Here is a 24,272-nt window from a genome sequence, read left to right on the forward strand (position 1 = left end):
CGTCCGTTACATCAGTTACGACAGTTACGGTGGTTACGCCGCTTACGCGACTTACATCGGTTACGTCAGCCGAAGACCGACCTGGCGCGGGCGTCCTCCGCGGTGTGTCCGGAGCGGCCGGACGAGCCGGATGTGCCGGATGTGCCAGACGTACCGGACGCACCGCTCGCGCCATCTCCATTGCCCGGCCCGGCACTCGGATCCTCCGCCGCCGGCTGCTCACCTCTCAGGCGTCCGAGCCCGCCCTGCGCCGCGTCCCCGAGCGCCCCGGTCGCGCCCTCGACCGCGCCGTCCATCACACCCTGGGCCGTCTCGCCCGGTGACGAGACCATCGAGCGCGGGTCCAGCGCCTCCGTGACGGCGTCACCCGCACCCGGCAGGCTCTCGGCCGTGCTGTCGACGATGCCCTGGGCCGCCGCCCCGGCACCCTGACCCACGCCCTCGCCCGTCGCGTGGACACCTTCGCCGATGCCCTCACCGACCGCGCCGAGCCCGGCGCTCGCGGCTCCGCCGAGCATCTGCCCTGCTGGCCCGAACCGGCCCGCGGCCTCGTCGATGGCACCCGCGGCACCGTTGACGGTCTCCGACGCGAACGTGCCCGCGCCGACCACGGCCGCCTCGCCCCACTTCATGCCGTCCTGCGCGCCGAAGTGGTTCTGCACACCCTGCTGGAGGAGGTTCTGCCCGGCCGCCTTGCCCGCCTCGACGGCCGCTTCCTTCACGACGTCGAGGACGATCTCCTTGACCGACTGCACCGCCTGCTGCTCGACGGCCTGCGTCACCTGCTGGATGAGCTTCTGCTTCAGCTCGTCGAGGATGCGGCGCACGATGAGCCGGGTCGCCTGGGTCGCCCCGGCCGCGCCGATCTCCGAGAGACCGAACGTCACCGGTGCCGCCGCCTGCGCCGCGGCGATCTCGAAGGCCAGCGCGATGAGCTGCGCGATCACAGCGATCTTGCTGGCCACGACGATCAGGGCGACCGCGTCGAGCGCGAAGGCCAGGATCTCGGCGGCCATCGCGGCGTCGTCGAGGTAGCCGCCCCCGCCGCCCGAGAACTTCTTCCACGCGTCCTCGAAACCCTGCGCCGCGTCGCCGGAGTTCGATCCCAGTACGGCGCTCGCGGCGCTCGTACCGCCGTTCTGCGTGTCCCGTACGGCGGTGGCGAACTGCCGCCATGCCTCGGCCGCTTCGTGGATCTTGTCCTCGTCGGCGTCGGGCCAGCTGTAGCCGAGCAGGTCAAGAACCCATGCGACCTCGTCGGGCAGGGTCAGAGCCATGCCGTGTCACTCCCCCGTGGTTCGTGTGTTGGTGGTACGTGTGTGTCGGTGCAACCCGCCGACAGGTCCGACGGTCAGAACTGCATGCCCAGGCCCGGGCGGCTCGACTGCTGCCCGATCATGATCTGGGCCTGGTCGTCCTCGGTCACCTCGTACTGGGTGGCCATCACCTTCAGGTTGCCGCCGATCTTGTCGAGCTCGTCGGCGAGGTGCTCCATCGAGGTGTTCATGCCTTCGCGGACCGGCTCGTAGATGTCGTTGAAGGTGCCGATGATGTCCTCGCCCCAGTCACCCTCGGCGCTTTCGAGGGCGTCCTTGAGCGTCTTCGTCGCGGCCTTGAAGGACTTGCCCAACTCGCCGAACGTGGCTGCCTGTTCCTTGAGCACCGCCGGGTCGACGTCGAAGCTGCCCGATCCGAAACCTGCCATGTGCTCCCCCATGAATGTGCGTGCGTGTCGCTCAAGTAGGTCCCGTTGGCGCGCAGTTGACGCGCGCGGCGGCCCGAGCCCCCGAACGTAGATGTCCGACAACGCGACCTTAGTGATCCCGACACACACCACTCGCCACCAAGCGCCGGTCTTCACCGCCTCCTCGCACGATTGCCATGTACCTGCGGTAGCGTTCCGCAACTGTCCACAACCGTCTCCGTGAGGCGCGGCGACGGGCGTACCGCGAGTACCGCGATCCATTCGGCACAGGGGGAATCACCCGAAAGATGTCCCACCACCCACAGCAGCCGCCCGGCGCCCACCCGCCGCCGCAGGCGCCCGCTCCCATGCCCGTGCCGCCGAAGCACCAGGTCCCGTTCGTGGCGCGCCTCATCGGCGTCGGCGTCATGCTCGTCACGCTCATCGCGAGCGGCATCTTCGTCTGGCAGGCCACGTACGCCGCCGGGCTGCGCGGTTCGCACGGCGAGTTCACGGTGTCCAAGTGCTCGACGCAGACCGTCAGTTACCGCTCGCACGGCAAGCACCGTACGCGTGAAGAGGTGAAGTGCCAGGGGACGTTCACCGCGGACGGCGGCAAGGGCGACGACCCCCACGCCTACCTCGAGCCCGAGTCCTCGCACCCCGCCGGGTCGAAGGTCTCGGTGACGCAGACCGAATCCGCCTCGACGCTGCCGAGCGAGCGGTTCTCGTACGTCGAGGCCAACGCCTGGAACGCCGGCCTGCTGTTCACCTTCGCCTTCGGGATGCTGATCGGCACCGCCCTGGGCGCGTTCGCGATGGTGAGCGGCTACACCGGGTCGCGCAGCCGGGTGCCGTTCGGCACCGCGTGGCGCTCCACGGCGGGCGGCGCGACGCGGCCGGTCCTCTTCGGCCTTGCCGGGGTCGGGGCGCTGGGTGTGGTGGTGTCGTTGCTGCTGGGACTTGCGCTGTAGCGGTCGTCCGCCCGGACCTCAGCGGTACAGGAGCGACACGACCGCACCCCATACGGCGATGAGCACGCCGGCGCCCGCGACCCCGCAGAGGATCAGCCGCACCGGGCCCCAGCCACCAAGACCGCGCCACGCCTGTGCCAGGCCGATGCGGCCGTACGACGGGTCAGGACGCCGGTTCGTATAGCTGGGGCGCGGCGAGTACCCCGTGAGGACAGCAAACAACCCGCAGGTCACGGCGAACACCCCGGCCCCGACGAGGAAGAGGCCGCGGGACAGCTCGCTCGGCTCCAGCCCGTCGGTGGGGTACGCGGCGTACCCGTCCGACATCTTGTAGGCGTCCACTTGCTCGCCCGGTTCGGCGCGACCGATCCGCTCCATCGAGATGTCGGTCGCCGTCTCCCCGCCGATCTTGCTCTCGAACGTGCCTTTGCACACGTAGTGATCGTCAGCCAGCCGGCACGACTCGACGCGGAGCGTGCCGGGGGTTGCCGACACGGTCACATGCCCGTCGAGGGCGCCGGCCCCTGCGAGCCCGAAGAAGAGCCCCATGAGGATGACGAAGGTCCCGAGCAGCCAGCCGCCCAGGTGCCGGAGAACGTAGCCACTGCGCGACGCGAAGCGCTCCCGCAGGTCGCCGTCCTGCAACGCCATGTGTCACGCACCCCCTGCCAGCCAGCTCCCGACGAACAGCACCGGGCACAGCACCGTCACGACGGCGAGGATCGGCAGCGCCGGACCGCGCTCGTGCCGCACGACGTGCCACGCCTCCTCCAGGGTGACCCGGCCGAAGCGGCGTTCACGTTCGCGCCAGACACCGATGAACGGCCCGTAGTGGAGAGCCGGCCGTGGCTGGTAGCCGGTCAGCAGGAAGAAGGCGCCGACCAGCCAGAACAGGTCCGTGAGGCCGAGCCAGAACAGGGCCCGGGACAGCTTGCCCGTGGTGAGCTCGCCGTCGGCCGTGGCCGTGTAGCCGTCGTCCGTCTTGAACGCGGGGATCGCGGCGCTGGGGATGGCATCGCGGCTCCACGTCATGGTGGCGCCCCCGGTGCGTTCACCGGTCTTGTCGTCCTCGAAGGTGCCGGCGCAGGTGTACTCGGCGCCCGCGGGCTCGCACGACCGCACCACCAGCGAGCCGGGCCGCGCGGAGACCGAGACATGCCCGTCGAGGTACCCGACGCCCGCCCAGGCCGTGGCGCAGCCGATGGCCACGATGCCCACGCCGACGATCCAGCCGAACATGCGCCGGAAGATGTAATCGCGCCGAGCCACGTACTGCTCGGCGGCCCCCGTGGATGTCACGTGCGTGCCTGCCCTCAACGAATCCTGCGGTCGGGCCCGGGAGCGTTCTTCGGGTCCTCGTCCGGGTCGTACTCCCGCACCTTCTGCCGCTCCTGCGGGGACATGTTCCGCCACTGCTCCCGCATGCCGGCGAGTCCCTCGCCCAGGGCACGGTGCCCGGACGGCGAATCCAGCACGTCCTTCAACTCCATCCGTCCGCCAAGGAGTTGACGCGCGAGATCCTGCAGCGCGGGCGGCGCGTCCTTCATGTCACGCACCTTGCGGAGCGAGGCGGTGAGGTGCTCGTTCTGCTCTTCGGTGAGGTTCTTGTCCTCGATCGGGTACTCCCGCTCACCCTGCGGGCCGTATCCATTTCCACCACTACTCATGCTGTGGCGCCCCCTAGCTGTGTGTCATGTGTATGTGGCGAAGCGCCCTCATCGCCGGCCTCCGGCTCCCGGCCCGAACACTGGCCCAGGCGGCACATCGCGTCCCGTACCCTAACGGACCGGGCCGCCGGGCCCGCGATCGTAATACCCCCCACCGAAAGTCGGCATTCGTGAGTCAGACCGTGGCAACGCAGCCGCCGAGAACCCGCTTGCGGGACCGCGGCGCTCTCGGATTCGTCTTCATCGCGGCCTTCCTCGGGTTGACGGCCTGGTTCTCGTTCCAGGCGGTCTACTCCAGCGGGAATATCGGAACCAGCGGGACATTCACGGCGAGTTCGTGCGAACGATCCTTCGGCAGGACTCCCGGCGGCAGTTCCCACAAGAACGGCTCCTCGCACGAACCGCAGGTGACGTGCAACGGCACGTTCCGTCCCGACGGGGGCGCCGCGGGCGCCACATCCGTCCGTATGACGCTGCACCCCGACGACGCCCCGGTCCCGGACGGCGACGGCTACATCCGCAACCTGATGAACACCGGAGGCAAGGGCACAGAGCTGCACACGGCCCGCCTGAACCCCGACTCTGCCCTCGGAAACTTCGTCGGCGAGTTCAACACATCAAACCCGCAGAAGACGGAGCATTCCGCGTTGATGGCTCTGGGCGGCCTCTTCTTCCTCGCGGCCGGGATCTTCTGCCTCGCGGCCGACTGGCCGCGGGGCGGCGGCGGGAGTGCCCCGCTCAAGGTCGCCTGGCGTCAGAACGTCGGCCCCGGTACACGCGGCGCGGTGATCACTGTGGCCTCCGCCGCCGCCGTCGGCGTCATCCTGACGAAGATCTTCATCTGACCGGTCACACACGTGGGCCCCGAGTCGAGTACGGCTCGGGGCCCACGGCGTTGCTGCGCGTTCCTTACGTCAAGAAGACCACCAGCGGCCCTGTCACCAGCAGCACCAGCCCCAGGACACAGAAGCCGACGATCGGCCAGAGCAGCGGGGCGCGGGAGCGCACGACCTGCCACGCCTCCCCGAAGGGAACGCGCCCCCACCGGGACCAGCCGGCCATCCGCGGCGGACGCGGGGTGTATCCGGTCGCCAGGAAGAAGGTTCCGATGCCGACCATCAGGGCGGCGGCACCGGACGCCAGGGACGCACCACCGAGCATCCCCTTGGTGACCTCGCCCGGGTTGCCGTACGAGTAGTCACCCTCCGGCGTCCGGTACACAGACGCGAGGCCGCCCTTGAACTGCTCGGTGTGGGCCATGAAGACGGCGTCGTCGAACGTCCGTCGCTCCCCTCCGTCCTCGCGGAACGCACCCGTGCACCGGTAGTCGTCCCCGGCGGGCGCGCACGCGGTGAACCTGAACACTCCGGGCGTGCCGACCCCTTCCTGGGGAGTGACATGCCAGCCGACCCAACCGCCCGCGGAGAACAGGATCTTGACGGCGAAAACGACGAGCACGCCGCCGATGATCCAGCCCGTGCCCCGCCGGTACGTGAACGAGCGACGGTCCCGGCGGCGCTGCCACGCCTCGCTGTCGGTAGCCGACATTACTAACGAATCCTGCCGTCACGCCCCGGGGCGTTCTTCGGGTCCTCGTCCGGGTCGTAGTCCCGCACCTTCTGCCGCTCCTGCGGAGACATGTTCCGCCACTGCTCCCGCATGCCGGCGAGCCCCTCACCCAGGGCACGATGACCGGACGGCGAATCGAGCACGTCCTTCAACTCCATACGCCCACCCAGGAGTTGACGCGCGAGATCCTGCAGCGCGGGCGGCGCGTCCTTCATGTCACGCACCTTGCGGAGGGACGCGGTGAGGTGCTCGTTCTGCTCCTCGGTCAGATTCGTGTCCTCGATCGGGTACTCCCGCTCACCCTGCGGGCCGAATTGGTTTCCGGTGCTCATGCTGTGTTCGTCTCCTCGTCAGGGGGGGCGTGCGGCGGGATGTCGGTGCGGCCGGTCAGCCGAATACGGTACGGACGCGGTCGTTCTCGGGGATGCCCTCGGCGCTCGATGCCCCGCCCTCCCTGGGCTCCGGCGGCGCCTGGGCCGCGGCGGCCTCCTGCGAGGTGCCGTTGCCCGACTCCTGTGAGGTGGCGCCCTCTCCGGAACCCTCGGTCGTACCGCCGCCGGACCCCTGAGACGTCCCGCCACCGGACTCCGAAGTGGTGCCACCGGACTCCGAGGTCGTACCGCCACCACCGGACTCGGCCGTCGTGCCACCACCGGACTGCGACGTCGTCCCGCCGCCGGAACCCTCCCCGGAACCGCCGCCGGACTCCGGGGTCGTGCCGCTGCCCGACTCCGCGCCCTTCTTCTCCGTGAAGTTGTTGAAGAGCTCGCCCGAGCCCTGCGCCATCTTCGACAGGCCTTCCGAGTCGCCCTGGGCCACGCCGATCGCGCCCTCGACGACCTTGCCGCCCGCCTTCGTCTCGAAGTGGTAGCCGGAACCGTCGTCGTCTTCCTTGATCTCTCCGGCGACCTTGCCCAGCACCGGGTTGGCGGCGGCGACGCCGAGCGACGTCAGGCTCTCGCCCCAGCTGCCGCCCGCACCGAACGACGCCTTGATGCCCTGGGAGGCCAGCTCGCCGGCCACCTTCTTGCCGACGTCCTTCGCCAGGTCGACGGCCATGTCCTTGGCCTTGACGACGACGCGCTCCTTGACGGCCTTGACGACCGCCTCCTGGACCTTCTGCGCCGCCTCGGTCAGGGCGCGCTTGACCAGCATCCGGATCATGACGATGCGGCCGGCGAGCGCCGCCTCGGACGCGCCGAGCGTGACCGGGGCGGACGCCTGGGCAATGGCGAACTCGATGGCCAGGTCGATGAGTTGAACAATGACGAAGATCTTCAGGGCGATCACGGCGATCGCGCACATCTCGAGCATCAGCGACAGCACTTCACCGGCGCCGGCCAGTCCGTCGAGATAGCCGATCCCGGCCCCACCGACACCGAGACCGTTGTCGGCGAACTTGCTCCACTCCTTCATGAAGGCATCGGCGGCATCGCCGACGTGCGCGCTCATGACGAGACTGGCCGCCGCATTTCCCTGCTCCTGGTACTCGGAAACGGCCTGACCGAAGTCACGCCATTCCTGAGCGGCCTGGAAAAGCAGGTCCTCATCGATGTTCGGCCATTCGAAACCCAGCAGATCGAGAACCCAGTCGAGCTCCCCGGGCAGCATGATGGACACGGGATTTTCCCCTCAGGACACGGAGTTGCGCCGCCGTATCGGCGAACGCGGATGGGACACGGACGGGCGGCCCGACGGCCGCGCGCGGATCGGATCAGCCGTGACGCTGCTGACCTGCCTGCTTCAGCGCGTGGTAGTGATCCTCTTCGGTCTGCTCGTAGCTGCGCGCCGTGGATTCGAGCTTCTCGCCCACGCCCTTCAGGGCCTCGCCGAGGTGATCGAGGGCGCCGAGGATGCCCCCGCTCACTGGCCCGTACACATCGAGAAGCGCGCTGACGAGCTTGACGTCGTCCTCGCCCCAACCCTTCTCGAGTGCCTTCATCCGTTCCTCGAAAGCCTTCGACTTGGTGGCGAACTCGCTCGCCATCCGGTCAAAGCTCCGCGCCTGCGCCTTCAGGACGTCCGGATCGACATCGAACTGCGGGCCCGCCATGTCTTCCCCCTGCTGCCTGTAACCAACGGGACCACAGTCGAATCCCGGCCATCAGGTTAGTCGACGGCCGCATCGGCCAGAGCCGGACAAACGGCATCTTCACACGTCACACGCACCACAGTCACCGTGGTCCGTTACCGTTCTGCTGCCATTCGGCCGCCAGTGCGCCGAAACTCAGCAACTCGATTCAGCCAACCGGCAAAGATCAATTTCAAGTGGCCGCTCGCTCCGTCACCGCGGCCGCCTGGGGGAATCCGATGTCATCAGCACTTCCGCCGCAGCCACCTGCCAAGGGATTCGCGGGGGCTTCCCAGCCCGTGCCCGTGGCCGCACCACCGTCGCCCGTCGGGCGCGCGTTCGGCATCGTACTGGTGGTGGCATCCATCATCGTCGCGGTCGTCACATTCTCCGGCGCTGCCGCTGCCACCGGCCTCTTCGGTACGCAGGGGAAGTTCACCGTCCGGACGTGCGCGCCGGAGTACGGGCAGGGCAGTTCCGGTGGTTCCGTGCACAACGGATCGAAGGTCCTCAAGGGGGCGAAGTGCACCGGGAGCTTCCGCTCCTCGGACGGCGGCACCGTGGACCGGACTGCGGAGATCTCCCTGTCGGGCAAGGCCGACGCCGACGCGATCAACCGGGTCGTCCGGGAGAAGGCGTCCGACCTCGAGGTCAACCGGTCGAGCGACGGCGAGCTCTCCGTCACCAGCCTCCTGTCCGTCGCCAACAACCTGTGCGTCGGCTTCTTCTTCCTGATGGTTCTCGGCTACGGCCTGACCTGCGCGGTCGCCGGCTCCTTCCCCAAGAAGGGAGTCGGCCCGAGTCGCCGCGAGGCGGAGCAGCTGCTGCCGAGGCCCGTGAAGGCGACAGAGGAGTGGCTGTGGGTCATCGGCGGGCTCGGCCTTCTGGGTTCGATCGTCTTCCGGATCGTGCTCTGGTAGCGACGCCGTACCGGCCCGCCTTCGGCCGCGCGGATTCTTCCTGCCCCAAGTGCCACCCCGCACCGTCGCGTTAGGGTTCCCGCGGCGGGTCGGGGCGGGTTCCCGGAGAGTCCGGGTGGAGATGTCGGCGGCCCGGGGAGTGGGTATTCGTGGCTTTTCGGAAGTTCCTCAGTTCGCTCGGGGTCGGTGCGCCCGAGGTCGAGACCACGCTCAGTGCGAACGCCGTACGGCCCGGGGATCAGCTGCACTGCAATGTGCAACTGCAGGGCGGCTCCGTGGACATCGAGGTCGAGCGGGTACGGATCGAGATCGTCACCCGGTTCGAGGACCGGGAGGAGACCGAGACCCTGTGGAGCAATCCGGGTGTCGTCAAGTCCCTCGTGCTCGGTGAGAAGTTCGAGCTGAAGGCCGGGGAGACGAAGGACGGGCAGGTCACGTTCGAGGTGCCGTGGGAGACCCCGTTGACGCACGTCCTGGGCGGGCGACCGCTCAAGGGGGCGCGGGTCGCGGTGCGTACCGAGCTGACCGTCGACAACGCCGTGGACCGCGGTGACTTCGACGAGATCCAGGTGCACGCGCTGCCGGCGCAGGACGCGCTGCTGCAGGCGTACGCCAACCTCGGTTTCCGCTTCGACGAGGCGGAGGTGAAGAAGGGGACTCCGAGCGGCGGCCGGAACTCGCAGACCGATTACTGGCAGGAGATCGAGATGTGGTTCCCCTCCGACTACCGGCGTCCGGGCGGGCAGTTGGAGACGGTGTTCGTGGCGCGCCACGACTCGCTCGACCTGATCACCGGCCCGCACGGGCCGTACCCCTTCTCGTACAGCAACATCGATCTGCCCGCGTGGACCGCCTGGCTCGACCAGCATCTACGGGCCACCTTCCAGCGGTGAAGCACGCGTAACGCCGTACGAGGGAGGGGCCGCGTCCGACTCGGACGTGGCCCCTCCCTCGTTTGCGTACTCGTACCGCTGTCGCCTACTGCGGCGGCTGCTGCGTCGTCCAGCCCGACGGGAGGCCGCCGCCACCCGGCTGCTGGGGCGGCTGCTGCTGTGGCTGTTGCGGGGCCTGCGGCGGCTGTTGCTGCTGCTGCGGGTAGCCGTAGCCCTGCGGGGCCGCCGGCGGCTGCTGGCCGAAGCCCTGCTGCTGCGGCGGGAAGCCGGCCGGGGGCATGCCCGGCTGCTGCTGGCCGCCGTACATGCCGCCCGCTTGCATCTGCGCCTCGGCGCGCTGCGCGAAGTCCTCGGCGATCAGCGCCGCGATCTCGAAGTACGCCTCACGCGTCTTCGGGCGCATCATGTCGAGGTCGACCTCGGCGCCCGCCGCCAGGTGCTCGTCGAACGGGACGACGACCACGCCGCGGCAGCGCGTCTCGAAGTGGCTGACGATGTCGTCCACCTTGATCATCTTGCCGGTCTCACGGACCCCGGAGATGACCGTGAGGGAACGCTGGACGAGGTCCGCGTAGCCGTGCGCCGACAGCCAGTCGAGAGTCGTGCTGGCGCTCGAGGCACCGTCGACGGACGGCGTCGAGATGATGACCAACTGGTCGGCCAGGTCAAGGACTCCGCGCATCGCCGAGTAGAGCAGGCCGGTGCCCGAGTCCGTGAGGATGATCGGGTACTGCTTGCCCAGGACGTCGAGGGCGGAGCGGTAGTCGGCGTCGTTGAAGGACGTCGAGACGGCCGGGTCCACGTCGTTGGCGATGATCTCCAGGCCCGACGGGGCCTGCGAGGTGAACCGGCGGATGTCCATGTACGAGTGCAGGTGCGGAATGTTCTGCACCAGGTCGCGGATGGTCGCACCGGTCTCGCGACGCACACGGCGGCCGAGCGTGCCGGCGTCCGGGTTGGCGTCGATCGCCAGGATCTTGTCCTGGCGCTCCGAGGCGAGGGTCGCGCCGATCGACATCGTGGTCGTCGTCTTGCCGACGCCGCCCTTGAGGCTGATGACGGCGATCCGGTAGCAGGACATGACCGGCGTGCGCATCATCTGGAGCTTGCGCTGCCGCTCGGCCTCCGCCGCCTTGGCGCCCAACTTGAACTTGCTGGGGCCCTTGTTGTTGTTCTTGCGCTTCGGCTGGTTGCGCAGGAGGCGGTCCGAGCTGAGCTCGACCTGCGCGTTGTAGCCGAGCGGGGCGCCGGGCGCCGAACGCTGCTGGCCCGCACCCGGGTCCCAGCCCGCGCGCGGGTCGACGGCCGGCTGCGGGTACGCGTTCGGGGCGGGGGCACCGGGAGCGGCCTGCTGCCCTGGAGCGGGCTGGCCGGGGACCGGCTGACCCGGAGCGGGCTGGCCCTGCTGCGGCGGCTGACCGTACGGGGCCTGCGGCGCGGGCGGCGCCTGGGCGGCCGGGTCCTGGCCGGGAGCGGGCTGGGCCTGGGGCTGCGGCTGAGCCGGGGGCTGCTGCTGCGGCGGGTAGCCGTAACCCGGCGCGGGCTGCTGCGGATAGCCATAACCACCCGCGGCAGGCGGCTGCGGCGCGGCGGGCGCCGGCTGACCGGGAGCGGGCTGCTGCGGCGCGGGCTGACCGTAGGGGCCCGGCTGCTGCGGCGGCGCCCCGTACGGACCCGGCTGCTGAGGCGCGGGCTGCTGCGGAGCGGGCTGGCCGTACGGTCCCGGCTGCTGCGGGGGCATCGGCTGGCCCGGCTGACCGGGAGCGGGCTGAGCCTGGGGCTGCGGCTGAGCCTGAGCCGGGGGCTGCTGCTGCGGCGGGTAGCCGTAACCCGGCGCGGGCTGCTGCGGATAGCCATAACCACCCGCGGCAGGCGGCTGCGGCGCGGCAGGAGCCGGCTGACCAGGAGCGGGCTGCTGCGGCGCGGGCTGCGGATACCCGTAACCGTCGGCCGTGGGCGGCTGCGGCGCAGCGGGCGCCGGCTGACCAGGAGCAGGCTGCTGCGGCGCGGGCTGCTGCGGGTAGCCGTAACCATCGGCGGCGGGCGGCTGCGGAGCGGCAGGAGCCGGCTGGCCAGGAGCCGCCTGCGGTGCGACCGGAGCCGAACCGGCCGCGTCCGCCGCCTGGTTCACCTCGGCGGCGTCACCGGACGTCGCGGTCTCGGACGTCGCCGTCGCGGACTCCGCACCGTCCTCGGCGTCGTCATCGTCATCGTCGTCCCCCCACAGGTCACCCGTGGGATCGACGGCCCCGGAGCGGCGGCTCGACGCGGCGGGGTCGGCATCGGCGGCGGGCTGGGCCGCCGGCGGCGCGGCCGGAGCCGCCTCCCCCGAAGCCGGAGCCGAAGCCGGAGCCGAAGCCGGAGCCTGGGCCGGAGCCGCACCCGCGCCCGTACCCCCGAAAGAAGGGAACCCAGGAGCGGCCGGCGGCGGCGCGGAACCCTCGGACGAGGGAACCGGCGCCGGCGGAGGAGGAGTCGCGCCCCCTGCCGCGCCGGAGGCAGGCGGCGTCGCGGGCGTGCCGGACGGCGGCGTAGCACTGGACTCGCTCGGCTGCGCGTACCAGGACGGCGCGTCGAAATCGAGCCGGAACTCTCCCGTCAGCTCCGTCTCGATCGAACCGTCGCCGGGGTCCGGGTTCCGCTGGTCCCGGTCACTGGTCACTGTGCCTCCTGGTCTCTGCTGTGCACCTGAACGACCGGTTTCCGCGGGGCCTGGTGGGTCGCGCGTCGTCGCCCCCGACCGTCGCGGCGGCCCCGCGTCACTTGCGTCTCAGCCGTTCGTCCGGACAGCGTAAACGGTTCGGGGCGGCCCCCGTAAAGGCGGTACGTGTCACGTACCCGTCGGCACATGTCGCGTACCCGCTCTCCACGGGGCCACCCCACGCCTCTTCGGGGCCACCCGCCCCACGCCCGGTCCGCCGGGCGTCAGTCCATCCGGCGCGGGCCGCCGAGCAGCCCGGTCTCCGGTTCCGTCGGCTGCACCATGACGTACTGGTGCTTGTCGCCCGCGATCCACAGCATCGTCGCCTCGCTGAGCGTCGGCAGCGTCTGCGTGATCTGCTCCGGAAGCCGCAGCACTCGGCCGATGGCCTCGGCCTCCTGCGGGGACAGGTTCTGCAGTCCGATGACGTCGGCGCGGGCGAGCAGCCGCGGCGCGCGCGGGCCGAGGAACGGCACGACGGTGAGCGTCGACTGCCAGGGCGTCGGCGCGATCTGCGAACGGCCGGGCTGCGCGCCCAGGTCACGTACGACGAGGACCGGGCTGGCGACCGACGCACCCTGCGCGGCCATCTGGCGCGGCTCGTACACCGAGACGCACTGCAGTCCGCCGCCCGCGGCCTGCGCCATCGGCGCCCACGCGGCGGGCCGCACGGACTCGACGGCGATCCGGGCGCCGATGGCCGCGGTGCGCAGCGCGATGATCTGCGCGGTCCACATCGAGCCGACGACGACGATCTCGCGGGGCTTCGGCCGCAGCACGTCGAGGACGGCGGGGCTGCCCTGCGGGTCGACGCCGATGACGACACCGTCGTCCCCGACGCTCACGCCGAGCGAGCCGAGCGACTTCTTCGACATGACGTGCCGGCGGCGGCGCGGGCCGCGCAGCCCGTAGCCGGGGCTGGTGAACTCCTCCTCGAACTCCGCGAAGTCGTCCTCGTGCGCGGGGTCCTCGGGGAGCGCCCGGTGCGTGGGCCGGCCGGAGCCGACCTCCGGCGCGGGCGCGTACGTCATGGTGGTGCCGGTCGCGGGAGCAGCCTGCTGCGGCACCTGGGCGATGCCACCGACGACGCCCTGGGACGGATCCTGCGGCTGCTGGTCCGGGTGCGCCTGCGCGTACTGCTGCTGGGCGGCCGCCTGCTGCTGGGCCGCGAGCTGTTGCTGCTGCGCCATCTGCTGCTGGCGCTGCTGGTCCTCCCACTCGCGGCGGCGGGCCTCGGCCTCCTCCGCTCGGCGCTGTTCCTCCTGGTAGCGGGCGCGCAACTGCTGCTGCTCCGCGGCGTGCTGGGCCGCGGCGGCCTGCTGCTGGGCGGCGGCCTGCTGCTGAGCTGCCTGTTCCGCGGCGGCCTGCTGGGCGGCCGCCTGCTGCTGGGCGGCCTGCTGGTGCGCCACCTGCTCGGGGGTGGGCTGCTGTTGCTGCTGCTGGTATCCGTAGCCGCCGGCCTCGGGGACCGGCTGCTGCTGCGGGTACCCATAGCCGCCCGCCTCGGGCGTCGGCTGCTGCTGTTGCTGCGGGTACCCGTAGCCACCCGCCTCAGGAGTGGGCTGCTGCTGTTGCGGATAGCCGTAGCCGTCCGGCTGCTGGGCAGCGGCCTGCTGCGCCTCCCACTGCCTGCGCCGCTCCGCCGCCTCCGCGGCCCGACGCTCCTGCTCCGCGTGCTGCTCGGGCGTCAACTGCTGCTGTTCCTGCTGCTGTTCCTGTTGCGGGTAGCCGTACCCGCCCTGCTGCTGGGCGGCGGCCTGCTGCGCCTCCCACTGCCTGCGCCGCTCCGCCGCCTCCGCGGCCCGACGCTCCTGCTCCGCGTGCTGCTCGGGCGTCATCTGCTGGCGGGGGTCCTGGTTTCCGGGAGTGCTCATCAGCGCGTGCCTCCGAGGGGAAGGGTGGCGAGGAGGCCGGGCAGCTGTTCCCGGTCGAGACGGACGAGGCCGGCCTTGAGGCCGGAGGCGGCGCGCTCGAGTTCGCGCTTGGCCTGACCGAGTTCGTTCTCGCTCCGCGCCGAGAGGCGCACGTGCCCGCTGACCGCGACGTCCTCACGGCCCGCGCGCGCGAGGGCGACGCTGAACGTCGTCGCGAGCGTACGGGTCGTGGACAGGCCGGCGGCGAGCGCGCCGAGCGGCGTGCCACCGCGGCCGAGCTGCGGCCAGGTGCCGATCCAGTACGAGGCGTGCCAGCGGTCGTCGCACCGCCAGGCGCGCACGGTCTCCTCCGTACGCGGGCCCGAACTGCCGCGCTGCGACTGGGCGTTGAGGTTGGCGCGCGGGTTGACGCAGGTCGCGACGGAGAGCGCGGAGAGCACGGCGTTCTCGTCGAGGACCTCGGCGACGAAGCCCTGACCGTTGAGCCGGCTGATCAGCTGGTCGGCGGCGCGCAGCAGGGCGCGCTGGGCGCCGCGCAAGTCGCCGCCGCGGGCCTCGACGGCCTCCGGGCACAGCTCGGGGTCGAGCTTGAGCGCGACCCACGTCATCCGGACCGCCGGGGTGCCGGCCTGCGCCTGGAGCGCGGCGTAGGCCTGCGCGGCGAGGGCCTGCGGCGGCAGGTGCGGGGCGGGCGCGGGCTGGGTGTACTGCACCAACTGCACCGATTCGAGGTGGATGTCCTCGACGTCCAGGGCGTCGGCCAGCAGTTCGACGGGCAGCGGCCGCGCGTCACCCTGCGGGCGCAGCGGGCCGGGCGCGGAGTCCACCTGAACGAGTGCCGTCAGGAACGAGCCGTCACCGACGAAACCGACCAGGCGTCGGTCCCGGGCCTCGTACTCGTACGTCCGCAGGCTCGGGTCGGCTTCGAGGAGCGGCGCGAAGCCGCTGTCGATGTCGGCGGGCGGCGGACCGCTGAAGGCGCGGCGGCGGCGCTTGAGGGCGCGGCCGATCGCCATCCACTCGGGCAGCGGGTGGCGGCGGCGCCGGCCGAGCTGGAGGAAGACCAGCAGCCCGCCGACGATGGCGGCGGGCACCATCAGCACGGCCTTGATCGCGGCGGCCGCCACGACGAGTGCCAGCGCGATCTCGATGATCACCAAGTGGTGCGTGCTGACCGGTCCGATGCTGCCGATCTTGCGAGGCAGCTTCGGTCTCGCCGGGCCTGCGGCCTGCTGCTGCGGCTCCGGAGCGACCTGCGCGGTACGACTACCACGCCCGCCGCGTCCGCCCTGCCCGCCCGGTCGACCGGTGGGGCGGCCGCCGGAACGGCCCCCTCCGCGGCGCCCGTTCGGGGCCGGTCGCCCCTGATTGCCGCGCTGTCGGGTCCTGCTGGCGCTGGACATCCCCCGCCCTGCTCCTTCGCTCGCTGCTGTGATGATTCGTGATGGCCGGCTGGGTTGAATCGGTCGCAATCGGACCGCCCCGGGCCATCGGGACCCAACGTCGGCTGGCGCGTGGAAAAACCGTACCCGTACGCTACGGCCCGATCACCACACGGCATAGTAGAGGCCCGTGCGGCGCATGCGCCGGGGGTGGTCGAGAAGTGGGCCAGCAGCAATAGTCCAGCACGGTCCAGCGAGGACGGGGAGAAAACGTAACGATGGCATCACGTCGTGATGAGCTGAATGCCTACAATTTCGCACGCAAGCGGACCGTTGCCGCTTTTCTCAAACCACTCCCCAATGGATCGGTGGACAGCGCCCCGCGGCCGCTCAAGCACGCGGTCCCGGGCATCGTCATGGCCGTGGTGGTGCTGGCGGGCTTCGGCGCCTGCGGCATGATCAGCCCGGTGGCGCCCAAGGGTTGGGACACGCCGGAGGCCGGGATCATCGTCACGGATCCGTCGGCGACGCGATACGTCGTACTCAAGTCGGACAAGAAGGATAAGAACGGCAAGGACAAGCCCGTCCTGCACCCTGTCCTCAACCTCGCGTCCGCGAAGCTTCTGTTGAACCCGAAAAACAGCGGTGAGGGTTCCGTGAAGACCGTCAAGGAGAAGTTCCTCGACGAATCGAATATCGCCCAGGGTTCGATGGTCGGAATTCCGTACGCCCCCGACCGAATGCCGAACGACAAGGACGCGGGCACGGCCAAGGTGTGGGCCCTGTGCCAGCAGGCGATCGGCGGCGCCGACGCGATGTCCACGTCCACGCAGCAGACCGTGTTCGTCCTCGACAAGGACGACGCGAAGAAGGTCACGTCGAAGGGCTCGGGGAAGCTGGACTCCGGCAAGGCCCTGTACGTCCAGGACGAGGCCAGGACGCCGTACCTCGTGAGCAGCCGCGGCGTGGCGTACAAGCTGGAGGCCGGCCAGGGCGGCAGCCTGGACTCGCTCGTGCGCACCCTGTTCGGCAACAGCGCCCAGCCGCGCACCGTCACCGACGACTGGCTGGCCACGCTCAACCAGAGCCCCCAGCCGATCAAGCTGCCGTACGTGCCGGGCGACGGCGGGGCCTCCAGCGCGGACGGCGTTCCGCCCAAGTTCCGCACCACCGGCACGCTCCTGAAGACCAACGGCGGCGACCACTACCTGGTCGAGCAGGACAAGGTCGTCCCCGTCTCCGACTTCCAGGCGAAGCTGCTCCGGGAGACGCTGAGCGACTCCACCCCGAAGACGATCCAGGAGCCCGAGCTGTCGGTCGACCGGGGCGCGTCCATGCAGGGCGCCGACACCTGGCCCACCAAGGCCGTCGCGCTCGCCAACGGCGGTTCGAACGACACCTCCTGCTCCGTCTACAACGGCGGCAAGTCGACCAACCTGAGCGCCTGGGCCGGCTCCTCCCTGCCCATCACCTCGGTCGCGTCGAGCGCGTCCTCGTACGTGAGCCCGGGCAGCGGCCTGCTCTACCAGGAGGAGGAGGGCAAGTCCGCCAGCGGCTTCAACTACCTGGTCACGGACACCGGCCTGCGCTACTACCTCCCCGTCAACAACGACTCCGGCAAGGACTCGTCGGGCTCGGAGAAGGAAGAGGTCGGCAAGGCGCAGATCCGCCTCGGCTACGAGAAGACGCGCAAGGTGTCGGTCCCCGCACAGTGGTCCAAGCTGCTGCCGTCCGGGCCGGATCTGACGACCACGGCCGCCAAGCAGACGCAGAACTCCTGACGCGGAACTCCTGACGCCGCATCGCCGGCGCAGAACTGATGGCGCAGAACTCATAGGGGGAAGAGAGACCGTGGCACCCACCATGGCACCCATCGTCGCCGCTCGACGCACGGCCGCGGCGCTCGCGGCGACGACCGTACTCGCCTGCCTGACCGCGACGCCCGCCGTCGCGGACGACGGCACCCAACTGGCCTCCACCGACTGCCAGTTCGGCGGCAACGTCATCAAGGGCACGCCGTGGTCGCTGCAGCGCGTCATCCCCGAGCAGCTGTGGGAGGGCAAGAAGCTCAAGGGGAAGGGCGTGACCGTCGCCGTCATCGACACGGGCGTCGACACGAAGAACCCGCAGCTGACCGGGAAGGTCCTGAGCGGCAAGTCGTTCGCGAAGGGCAAGGGCAGGGCCACGACCGACGGCGTCGGCCACGGCACGAAGGTGGCCGGCATCATCGCGGCCTCCCCGATCGCCGGCTCGGGCTTCCACGGTCTGGCCCCCGACGTCAAGATCCTGCCCCTCCAGACGAGCACGGCGGAGGAGGGCGGAAATCTGGCGACCATGATCGACGCCATCAACGCCGCCGTCTCGGCCGGCGCGAAGATCATCAACATCTCGCAGGGCACGACGGCGAACGTGTCCAACCTCGGCCCCTTGCAGACCGCGGTGAACAACGCCGAGGCCAAGGGCGCCCTCATCGTCGCCTCGGCCGGCAACAGCGGCTCGTCGGGCAAGGCCACCAACACCTACCCGGCGGCCCTCAAGAACCCGAACATCCTGTCCGTCGCCGCCTCCGACCGGAACAACGAACGCGCCCCGTTCTCCACGCCGAACAAGCACGTGGACATCGCGGCCCCGGGCGTCGACATGGTCTCGACGGTCCCGCAGGGTGGCCAATGCGTCGACCAGGGAACGTCGTTCGCCGCCCCGTACGCGGCCGGGGTCGCCGCCCTCCTCAAGCAGAAGCACCCCACGTGGAAGCCCGAGCAGATCATCTGGCACCTCGAGGACACCGCGTCGCGCTCGCACGCGTACCGCGACAACAACATCGGCTGGGGCGTCATCGACCCGGTGGCGGCCATCAAGGACGAGAGCGCGCCGACCCAGCAGATCACCAACGAGGACCTGCAGGGCGCGACGGCCGCGGGCCCCGGCGGCGAAAAGATCACCGCCGCAAAGCTGACGCTCGGCGAAACCCCGGCGGAGCGCAACTCCCGCTACGGCACGTACCTGGTGATCGGCGGCGGCATCGGCCTCGCGGTGATCGCGGCGGGGGCGATGGCGCGTCGGGACTGGTTGCGGCGGCGGGGCGAGGACGTTGTGTGAGGGAACCTGTGCTCGACTTGTGAGTTCGGTGTGCGGGAAGCGATCCTAGAGAAGCTGCCTGCGTACTGAACTGCGCGCGGCACAACAGCATTTCGGGGAGAACGGGGAAGGCGGCCTGCGATGGCTGATGGTGGTTACGAGGTCGATCTTGACGCCCTTGACCAGGTGGTCAAGGAGCTGAATCAGGTCCTCAGCGATATGAGTGGACCGAAGGACAAGGCCAAGTACGGGACGTACATCCCAGAAGGTGCCTTGGGCGTTGACTTCTCTGAGGCGAGTGACCTGTACAACGCGCACGGGGACATGAAGCAGAAGATCGAAGTCGACATGATCGCGAAGATCGAGAAGCTCGTCGACAAGTTCGGCAAGAAGACGGACACGGCCCGCGGCAAGTACCAGGACGCCGAGGCCGACAACGCGGTCAAGGAGACCGGTGACTCTGGCGTCGCAAACCGCAACGCCTGAAGGGGGACGGGGAGATGGTGGCTGACGCGCCGTCGGGCGGCGGCTTGAGTGGTACCGGGTCGGGCAAGGGCTGGGACACCCACTTCAACCAGAACGACCTCGACAAACTGAAGCAGATGGTCGCGGACGCCAAACCGCAGACGGTCAAGGAGGTCGCGCAGAACTGGACCGAGGTCCACGAGCACCTCGTGGGCTCCGACGGCAGCGGCGGCCTCAAGCAACAGTTCGACAACGCGGTGAAGAAGGTCCTGGAGAAGTGGAAGGGCTCGTCCGCGGACAAGTTCAAGCAAGAGGCTGACAAGATCAGCCAGGAGATGGCCAAGGGTGGCAACTTCGCCCAGCTCGCCGGCAAGGCGATGGACAACTCTGCGGACAACCTCTACAGGATCCAGGATCAGGTCCAGAGCATCGACGTCAGTTGGTGGGACGAGGCGTGGGACACCGCGACGGACATGTTCACCAACATGTCCGCCAAGGACTTCGCCATGATGCTCGCCAACCCCGCCACGCAGCTGTACACCGAGTACCAGCTGTACCAAAGCGTCAGGAGCTCCGGAAGCAGCATCGATGCCGACCTCGCCAGCGGCATGGACACCCGGGACGTCATGGGCAAGTGGGGCGACAAGATGGGCGCCAAGAGGCAGGCGGCGCTCCAGGCTGCGACACACATGGAGGAGTTGGGGCACGTCTACAAGACGAACGCCGCGCAGCTCAATGGTGACGACACCCGCTACAAGCCGCCGGAGGTCCCCAACAAGCCCGACATCAAGGGCCCTGGTGACATGAACGTCCCCGGCGCCGGTGGCACCAATCCGGGCATCAGCGGTGGCACAGGCATCGGCGGAGGCGGAGCCGGCCAAGGCATCCCCGGCTTCGACGCGAACGGCCTGAAGCCGCCGACCGCTTCGGGCACCGCCCCGTCCCAGATCGGTACGGACCTGGACAGTGCAGCCCCCGGTCTCACCGGAGGCCCGGGTTCCGCGACCGGCGCAGGCAGCGGTCTCGGGGCCGGCGGCGGAGTCGGCGGTGGCGCCGGAGCCGGTGGAGCCGGTTTGGGCGGCGGCATGGCCGGTGGCATGGCGGGCGGACTCGCCGGCGGCGCGGCGGGGCTTGCCCGCGGGGCGGGCGGCGGTGCGGCCGGACGTTCTGGAATGGCCGGCCGAGGTACCGGCGCAGGAGCAGGTCGAGGCACGGGCGCGGGCGCGGGTCGCGGTATGGGCGGCATGGGCGGCGGCGCCCACGGCGCAGGCGGCGCGGCCGGCAAGGGTGCCCTCGGCGGCAAGAACGGCGCTGGAGCACGCCTGAAGGGCGGCGTGGTCGGCGGAGCCAAGGGCAAGACCGGCGGGGCGTTCACCCCCGGCGGCTCGGGCCTCCGCAACCGGGGCGCAGGTGCCGCGGGCGGTGCCGGCGCCGCCGGCAAGGGCCAGAACGGCCGCAACGGCTTCGGCCCCGCCGGAGCCGCCGGCGGACGCGGCGCCGGAAAGGGACGTGGCGAAGGCGGGAACGGCAGTCGTCTTCCCGATTACCTCGTCGAGGACGAGAGCACCTGGAAGCCGAAGGACCGCAAGGCGAATCCGCCCGTCATCGAGTAACCAGATAGCGTTCGTGGGGCCCACGACCATTTCCGGTCGTGGGCCCCACGCACATCAGCACGGAATTCACCACGAAAGGTGTCAGAGCATGCGCTTCGCGCACAGGACGCTACGCGCGATCGGCGGCGCGGCCATGGTGGGAGCCCTGGTGCTCGGCACCGCATCGGCCGCCTCGGCGGACGCGACCAGAAACGACCAGTGGCAGAACAAGGCGTTCGACATCGACGCCATCCACAAGGTAGCCACGGGCAAGGGTGTCACCGTCGCCGTTCTGGACGACGGTGTGGACGGCAATCAGGCCGACCTGACAGGCAGCGTTCTCCCCGGTAAGCGGTGCAAGGACGGCCAGCCCGCCAACCGCGAAATCAGCGACGACCATGGCACAGGCATGGCATCGCTGATCGCGGGCCACGGCCACGGATCAGGGAACAGCCAGGGCATGCTGGGAATGGCTCCGGACGCCAAGATTCTTCCCATCGACATCTTTTCCGCTGATGGCAGCGAGGGCGACGAATCCGGAATCGGGCGGAAGACGGCGTGCACCAAGCCGGAAGCCATTCGGTACGCCGTTGATCAGGGCGCCGACGTCGTCAGCATGTCGCTCGACCAGGGCTTTGCCGGTCAGGACTCGAAGGAAGCCGTCGCTTACGCACTCGCGCACAACGTCGTCCTGGTGCTCTCCTCCGGCAATGACGGAGTCGAGGACAACGGCGGACTCGGCTCCGTCCCTGGAGTCGTCCAGGTAGGCGCCTCGACCCAGAGCGGGACACCCTGGGAAGAGTCGAGCTACTCGAAGCACCTGCTCTTCACTGCGCCTGGCAAGGGCATCACGGTGGCCACCGCCAACGGCGACTACGTGGACGCCGACGGCAACAGCCACAAGGGCGACTACCTCACTACCGATGGCACCTCGATGTCTGCCGCCATCGCCTCCGGTGCCTTCGCCCTCCTCAAGCAGAAGTACCCGGACTACACCCCGGGCCAACTGGTCAACCGCGTCACCAAGTCGACCTACATCGCCAAGGGCGTCGACAAGACGAAACTCCCTGACAAGGTCCATGGTTACGGCGACCTGAGCCCCCTCAAGGCCCTCACCGCCAACATCCCCAAGGGCAGCGCCAACGGCCCCTGGGACCTGTCGTCCCTCCCCAAGGCCTCCGGCAGCGACAAGGGCAAGGCGGCCGGTGACGGCTCCGCCCCCAGCGCCTCTTCCTCGGACGACGACAGCTCGAACACGCTGCTCTACGTCGGCATCGGGATCGGCGCCCTCGTCATCATCGCGGTGATCGTCATCATCGTCGTCGTCTCCCGCAACAAGAACAACCGCGGCGGCCCCGGCGGACCCGGTGCCCCCGGCACCATGCCCCCGCCCGCCTACCAGCAGGGCGGCTACCCGCCCCAGCCGCAGCAGCCCGGCCCCTACGGCCAGCAGCAGCCCCCGCAGTGGGGTCCACCGCGCCAGTGAGCACCGACTGACCGCACACTGCACGCCCCCAGCAACACCGTGAGGCCCGTGACCGCCCACCCGCGGTCACGGGCCTCACGCATGAGGACGTGACCGCCGCGGGCGCGTAGCCCAACTCGACGTTGGAGGACCCGGGGTTGACGTTCCGCAACCGCTGCGTCGGCACGGGCGTTACAGGCGCAGGAAAGCAGCGCGCGCCCGGCCGTTCCCCAGTCGGGATCACACGACTTACACCTCGGACCCAAATCAGAAAGGTGTCAGAGCATGCGCTTCGCGCACAGAACGCTCCGCACAATCGGTGGCGCAGCCATGGTGGGAGCCCTGGTGCTCGGCACCGCATCGGCCGCATCGGCGGACGCGACCAGAAACAACCAGTGGCAGAACAAGGCGTTCGACATCGACGCCATCCACAAAGTCGCCACCGGCAAGGGTGTCACCGTCGCCGTCCTCGATGACGGTGTGGACGGCTCACACCCGGACCTCGTTGGCAGCGTTCTTCCTGGGAAACGCTGCAAGGACGACCAGCCGGCCAACAATGAAACGCTCGACGATCACGGCACTGCGATGTCCTCGCTCATCGCGGGCCACGGTCATGGGGCCGAGAACGGCCAGGGCGTTCTCGGGCTCGCCCCGGACGCCAAGATCCTCCCCATCGACATCTTCGAGAACGAAGGCGGCCCCGTCGGCGCCGACAATCCACATGTCTGTCAATGGGACGAGGCAATCAAGTACGCCGTCGACCAAGGCGCCGATGTCATCAACATCTCCGTCGGCCAGGACTACGCGGACGAGGTGGACAAGAGTGCCATCGCTTACGCACTCGACCACAACGTGGTTGTCGTCCAGGGATCCGGCAATGACGGGGTCGAAGAGAAGAGGGGCCTCGGCTCCGTCGCCGGAGTCGTCCAGGTCGGCGGCTCCACGCAAGACGGCAATCGCTGGGACGACGACAACGGCGCCTCGAACTACTCCAAGTCCCTGATGTTCACCGCTCCCGCGAAGAACCTCATCATGGCCACCGCGAACGGTGACTTCGAGGATGCCAACGGCAACAGCCACAAGAGCGACTACCTCACCACCGACGGCACCTCGATGTCCACCGCCATCACCTCCGGCGCCTTCGCCCTGCTCAAACAGAAGTACCCGGACTACACCCCCGGCCAACTGGTCAACCGCATCATCAAGTCGACCTACATCGCCAAGGGCATCGACAAGTCAAAGCTCCCCGACGCCTACCACGGCTACGGCGACCTGAGCCCGCTCAAGGCCCTCACCGCCAACATCCCCAAGGGCCACGCGAACGGCCCTTGGGACCTGTCCTCGCTCCCGAAGCCTTCGGACGACAAGGCCGGCGCATCCGCCTCCCCCGCCGCCGGCAACGCCTCCGACTCCTCGGACGACGACAGCTCCAACATGCTCCTCTACCTCGGCATCGGCATCGCCGCGCTCGTCGTCATCGTGGTGGTCGTCGTGATCGTCATCGTCTCCCGCAACAAGAACAACCACGGCGGCCCCGGCGGACCCGGCACCATGCCCCCACCCGCCTACCACCAAGGCGGCTACCCACCCCAACCCACCTACCAGCAGGGCGGCTACGCGCCCCAACCCCCACCGCACCCCGGCCCCTACGGCCAGCAGCAACCCCCGCAGTGGGGGCCCCCGCGCCAGTAGGCAAGACCGACGAGACCCGTGACCACTCACCCGGTCACGGGTCTCATGCGTTCTGTAGTGAACTGCGCGCCTTGGTCGCCCTGTTGTTCGATCATATTGGTAACCTACGAGCAAAATCAGGGCTGTTGGGACGCACGGGGTTGTGCGGTTTTCGGCGACACGGGGGAGATGCCGCCATGGCGATGATGCTGCCGGACGAGCTGGCGTGGTTGTTGGAGATGTTGGGGTTCGATTGGCCGACGGCC

General features: G+C 69.8%; 22 protein-coding genes. 10 read left to right on the forward strand and 12 right to left on the reverse strand.

Annotated features, from left to right (window positions below):
- Nucleotides 1–65: 65 nt before the first annotated feature.
- Together ACZ7L4_RS42440 and ACZ7L4_RS42445 are read right to left on the reverse strand one after the other, a co-directional pair.
- The gene (locus tag ACZ7L4_RS42440) at nt 66–1,277 is read right to left on the reverse strand and encodes a WXG100-like domain-containing protein (RefSeq protein WP_472110572.1); all 1,212 of its coding nucleotides are present in this window, start codon (nt 1,275–1,277) and stop codon (nt 66–68) included.
- Between the two features lie 74 nt (nt 1,278–1,351).
- Nucleotides 1,352–1,705, reverse strand: a complete 354-nt coding sequence (locus tag ACZ7L4_RS42445; protein WP_472110574.1) for a WXG100 family type VII secretion target — start codon at nt 1,703–1,705, stop codon at nt 1,352–1,354.
- 287 nt (nt 1,706–1,992) lie between these two features.
- On the opposite strand from ACZ7L4_RS42445, the gene ACZ7L4_RS42450 reads away from it, so the two are divergent.
- Nucleotides 1,993–2,658 (forward strand): hypothetical protein, encoded by a 666-nt coding sequence (locus tag ACZ7L4_RS42450; protein ID WP_472110576.1) that lies wholly within the window; start codon nt 1,993–1,995, stop codon nt 2,656–2,658.
- Between the two features lie 18 nt (nt 2,659–2,676).
- Here the strand turns inward: ACZ7L4_RS42450 and ACZ7L4_RS42455 are convergent, their stop codons facing one another.
- Genes ACZ7L4_RS42455 through ACZ7L4_RS42465 form a run of 3 tightly spaced genes read right to left on the reverse strand, consistent with a single transcriptional unit; the run spans nt 2,677 to nt 4,325 of the window.
- Nucleotides 2,677–3,309 carry a hypothetical protein gene (locus tag ACZ7L4_RS42455; RefSeq protein WP_472110578.1) on the reverse strand — a complete coding sequence of 211 codons (633 nt, stop codon included), beginning with the start codon at nt 3,307–3,309 and terminating at the stop codon, nt 2,677–2,679.
- A 3-nt stretch (nt 3,310–3,312) separates the two neighbouring features.
- The gene (locus ACZ7L4_RS42460; RefSeq protein WP_472110580.1) at nt 3,313–3,957 is read right to left on the reverse strand and encodes a hypothetical protein; all 645 of its coding nucleotides are present in this window, start codon (nt 3,955–3,957) and stop codon (nt 3,313–3,315) included.
- A 14-nt stretch (nt 3,958–3,971) separates the two neighbouring features.
- The gene (locus ACZ7L4_RS42465; RefSeq protein WP_472110582.1) at nt 3,972–4,325 is read right to left on the reverse strand and encodes a hypothetical protein; all 354 of its coding nucleotides are present in this window, start codon (nt 4,323–4,325) and stop codon (nt 3,972–3,974) included.
- A 170-nt stretch (nt 4,326–4,495) separates the two neighbouring features.
- Here ACZ7L4_RS42465 and ACZ7L4_RS42470 point away from each other — a divergent pair, with 170 nt between their 5' ends.
- On the forward strand, nt 4,496–5,170 hold the full coding sequence (locus ACZ7L4_RS42470; RefSeq protein ID WP_472110584.1) for a hypothetical protein: 675 nt from the start codon (nt 4,496–4,498) through the stop codon (nt 5,168–5,170).
- 64 nt (nt 5,171–5,234) lie between these two features.
- On the opposite strand, the gene ACZ7L4_RS42475 is transcribed toward ACZ7L4_RS42470, so the two are convergent.
- The 4 genes from ACZ7L4_RS42475 to ACZ7L4_RS42490 form a co-directional block, all read right to left on the reverse strand.
- Nucleotides 5,235–5,873 (reverse strand): glycoside hydrolase family protein, encoded by a 639-nt coding sequence (locus ACZ7L4_RS42475; RefSeq protein WP_472110586.1) that lies wholly within the window; start codon nt 5,871–5,873, stop codon nt 5,235–5,237.
- A 2-nt stretch (nt 5,874–5,875) separates the two neighbouring features.
- Complete coding sequence (locus ACZ7L4_RS42480) at nt 5,876–6,226, reverse strand: hypothetical protein (protein WP_472110588.1); 351 nt, start codon at nt 6,224–6,226, stop codon at nt 5,876–5,878.
- A 55-nt stretch (nt 6,227–6,281) separates the two neighbouring features.
- Entirely contained in the window at nt 6,282–7,505 is a 1,224-nt protein-coding gene (locus tag ACZ7L4_RS42485) for a WXG100-like domain-containing protein (protein WP_472110611.1), read from the reverse strand.
- Nucleotides 7,506–7,608: 103 nt separating this feature from the next.
- The gene (locus ACZ7L4_RS42490) at nt 7,609–7,947 is read right to left on the reverse strand and encodes a WXG100 family type VII secretion target (protein WP_450815182.1); all 339 of its coding nucleotides are present in this window, start codon (nt 7,945–7,947) and stop codon (nt 7,609–7,611) included.
- Nucleotides 7,948–8,321: 374 nt separating this feature from the next.
- On the opposite strand from ACZ7L4_RS42490, the gene ACZ7L4_RS42495 reads away from it, so the two are divergent.
- Entirely contained in the window at nt 8,322–8,885 is a 564-nt protein-coding gene (locus tag ACZ7L4_RS42495; protein ID WP_472110590.1) for a hypothetical protein, read from the forward strand.
- Nucleotides 8,886–9,034: 149 nt separating this feature from the next.
- A complete protein-coding gene (locus tag ACZ7L4_RS42500) occupies nt 9,035–9,778 on the forward strand; it encodes a sporulation protein (RefSeq protein ID WP_472110592.1) in 744 nt (247 codons plus the stop codon).
- Nucleotides 9,779–9,863: 85 nt separating this feature from the next.
- Here the strand turns inward: ACZ7L4_RS42500 and ACZ7L4_RS42505 are convergent, their stop codons facing one another.
- The 3 genes from ACZ7L4_RS42505 to eccE form a co-directional block, all read right to left on the reverse strand.
- Nucleotides 9,864–12,440 carry an AAA family ATPase gene (locus tag ACZ7L4_RS42505; protein WP_472110594.1) on the reverse strand — a complete coding sequence of 859 codons (2,577 nt, stop codon included), beginning with the start codon at nt 12,438–12,440 and terminating at the stop codon, nt 9,864–9,866.
- A gap of 263 nt (nt 12,441–12,703) precedes the next feature.
- The gene (locus ACZ7L4_RS42510; protein WP_472110596.1) at nt 12,704–14,353 is read right to left on the reverse strand and encodes a hypothetical protein; all 1,650 of its coding nucleotides are present in this window, start codon (nt 14,351–14,353) and stop codon (nt 12,704–12,706) included.
- The gene (eccE, locus tag ACZ7L4_RS42515; RefSeq protein WP_472110598.1) at nt 14,353–15,756 is read right to left on the reverse strand and encodes a type VII secretion protein EccE; all 1,404 of its coding nucleotides are present in this window, start codon (nt 15,754–15,756) and stop codon (nt 14,353–14,355) included. The genes ACZ7L4_RS42510 and eccE overlap by 1 nt, the downstream gene beginning before the upstream one ends.
- 257 nt (nt 15,757–16,013) lie before the next feature.
- Between eccE and eccB the strand changes: the two genes are divergently transcribed.
- The 6 genes from eccB (at nt 16,014) to ACZ7L4_RS42545 (ending at nt 24,027) form a co-directional block, all read left to right on the forward strand.
- Nucleotides 16,014–17,516: a type VII secretion protein EccB gene (eccB, locus tag ACZ7L4_RS42520; RefSeq protein ID WP_472110600.1), complete on the forward strand. Its 1,503-nt coding sequence runs from the start codon at nt 16,014–16,016 to the stop codon at nt 17,514–17,516.
- Nucleotides 17,517–17,598: 82 nt separating this feature from the next.
- Nucleotides 17,599–18,834, forward strand: coding sequence for a type VII secretion-associated serine protease mycosin (mycP, locus tag ACZ7L4_RS42525; protein ID WP_472110613.1), 1,236 nt, complete (start codon nt 17,599–17,601; stop codon nt 18,832–18,834).
- A gap of 120 nt (nt 18,835–18,954) precedes the next feature.
- Nucleotides 18,955–19,299, forward strand: coding sequence for a hypothetical protein (locus tag ACZ7L4_RS42530; protein ID WP_472110602.1), 345 nt, complete (start codon nt 18,955–18,957; stop codon nt 19,297–19,299).
- 44 nt (nt 19,300–19,343) lie between these two features.
- Complete coding sequence (locus ACZ7L4_RS42535) at nt 19,344–20,891, forward strand: hypothetical protein (protein WP_472110604.1); 1,548 nt, start codon at nt 19,344–19,346, stop codon at nt 20,889–20,891.
- 88 nt (nt 20,892–20,979) lie between these two features.
- Nucleotides 20,980–22,356, forward strand: coding sequence for a S8 family peptidase (locus tag ACZ7L4_RS42540; protein WP_472110606.1), 1,377 nt, complete (start codon nt 20,980–20,982; stop codon nt 22,354–22,356).
- A 264-nt stretch (nt 22,357–22,620) separates the two neighbouring features.
- The gene (locus ACZ7L4_RS42545) at nt 22,621–24,027 is read left to right on the forward strand and encodes a S8 family serine peptidase (protein ID WP_472110608.1); all 1,407 of its coding nucleotides are present in this window, start codon (nt 22,621–22,623) and stop codon (nt 24,025–24,027) included.
- Nucleotides 24,028–24,272 lie beyond the last annotated feature (245 nt).

Source organism: Streptomyces sp. NPDC107575 (genome assembly GCF_055657265.1).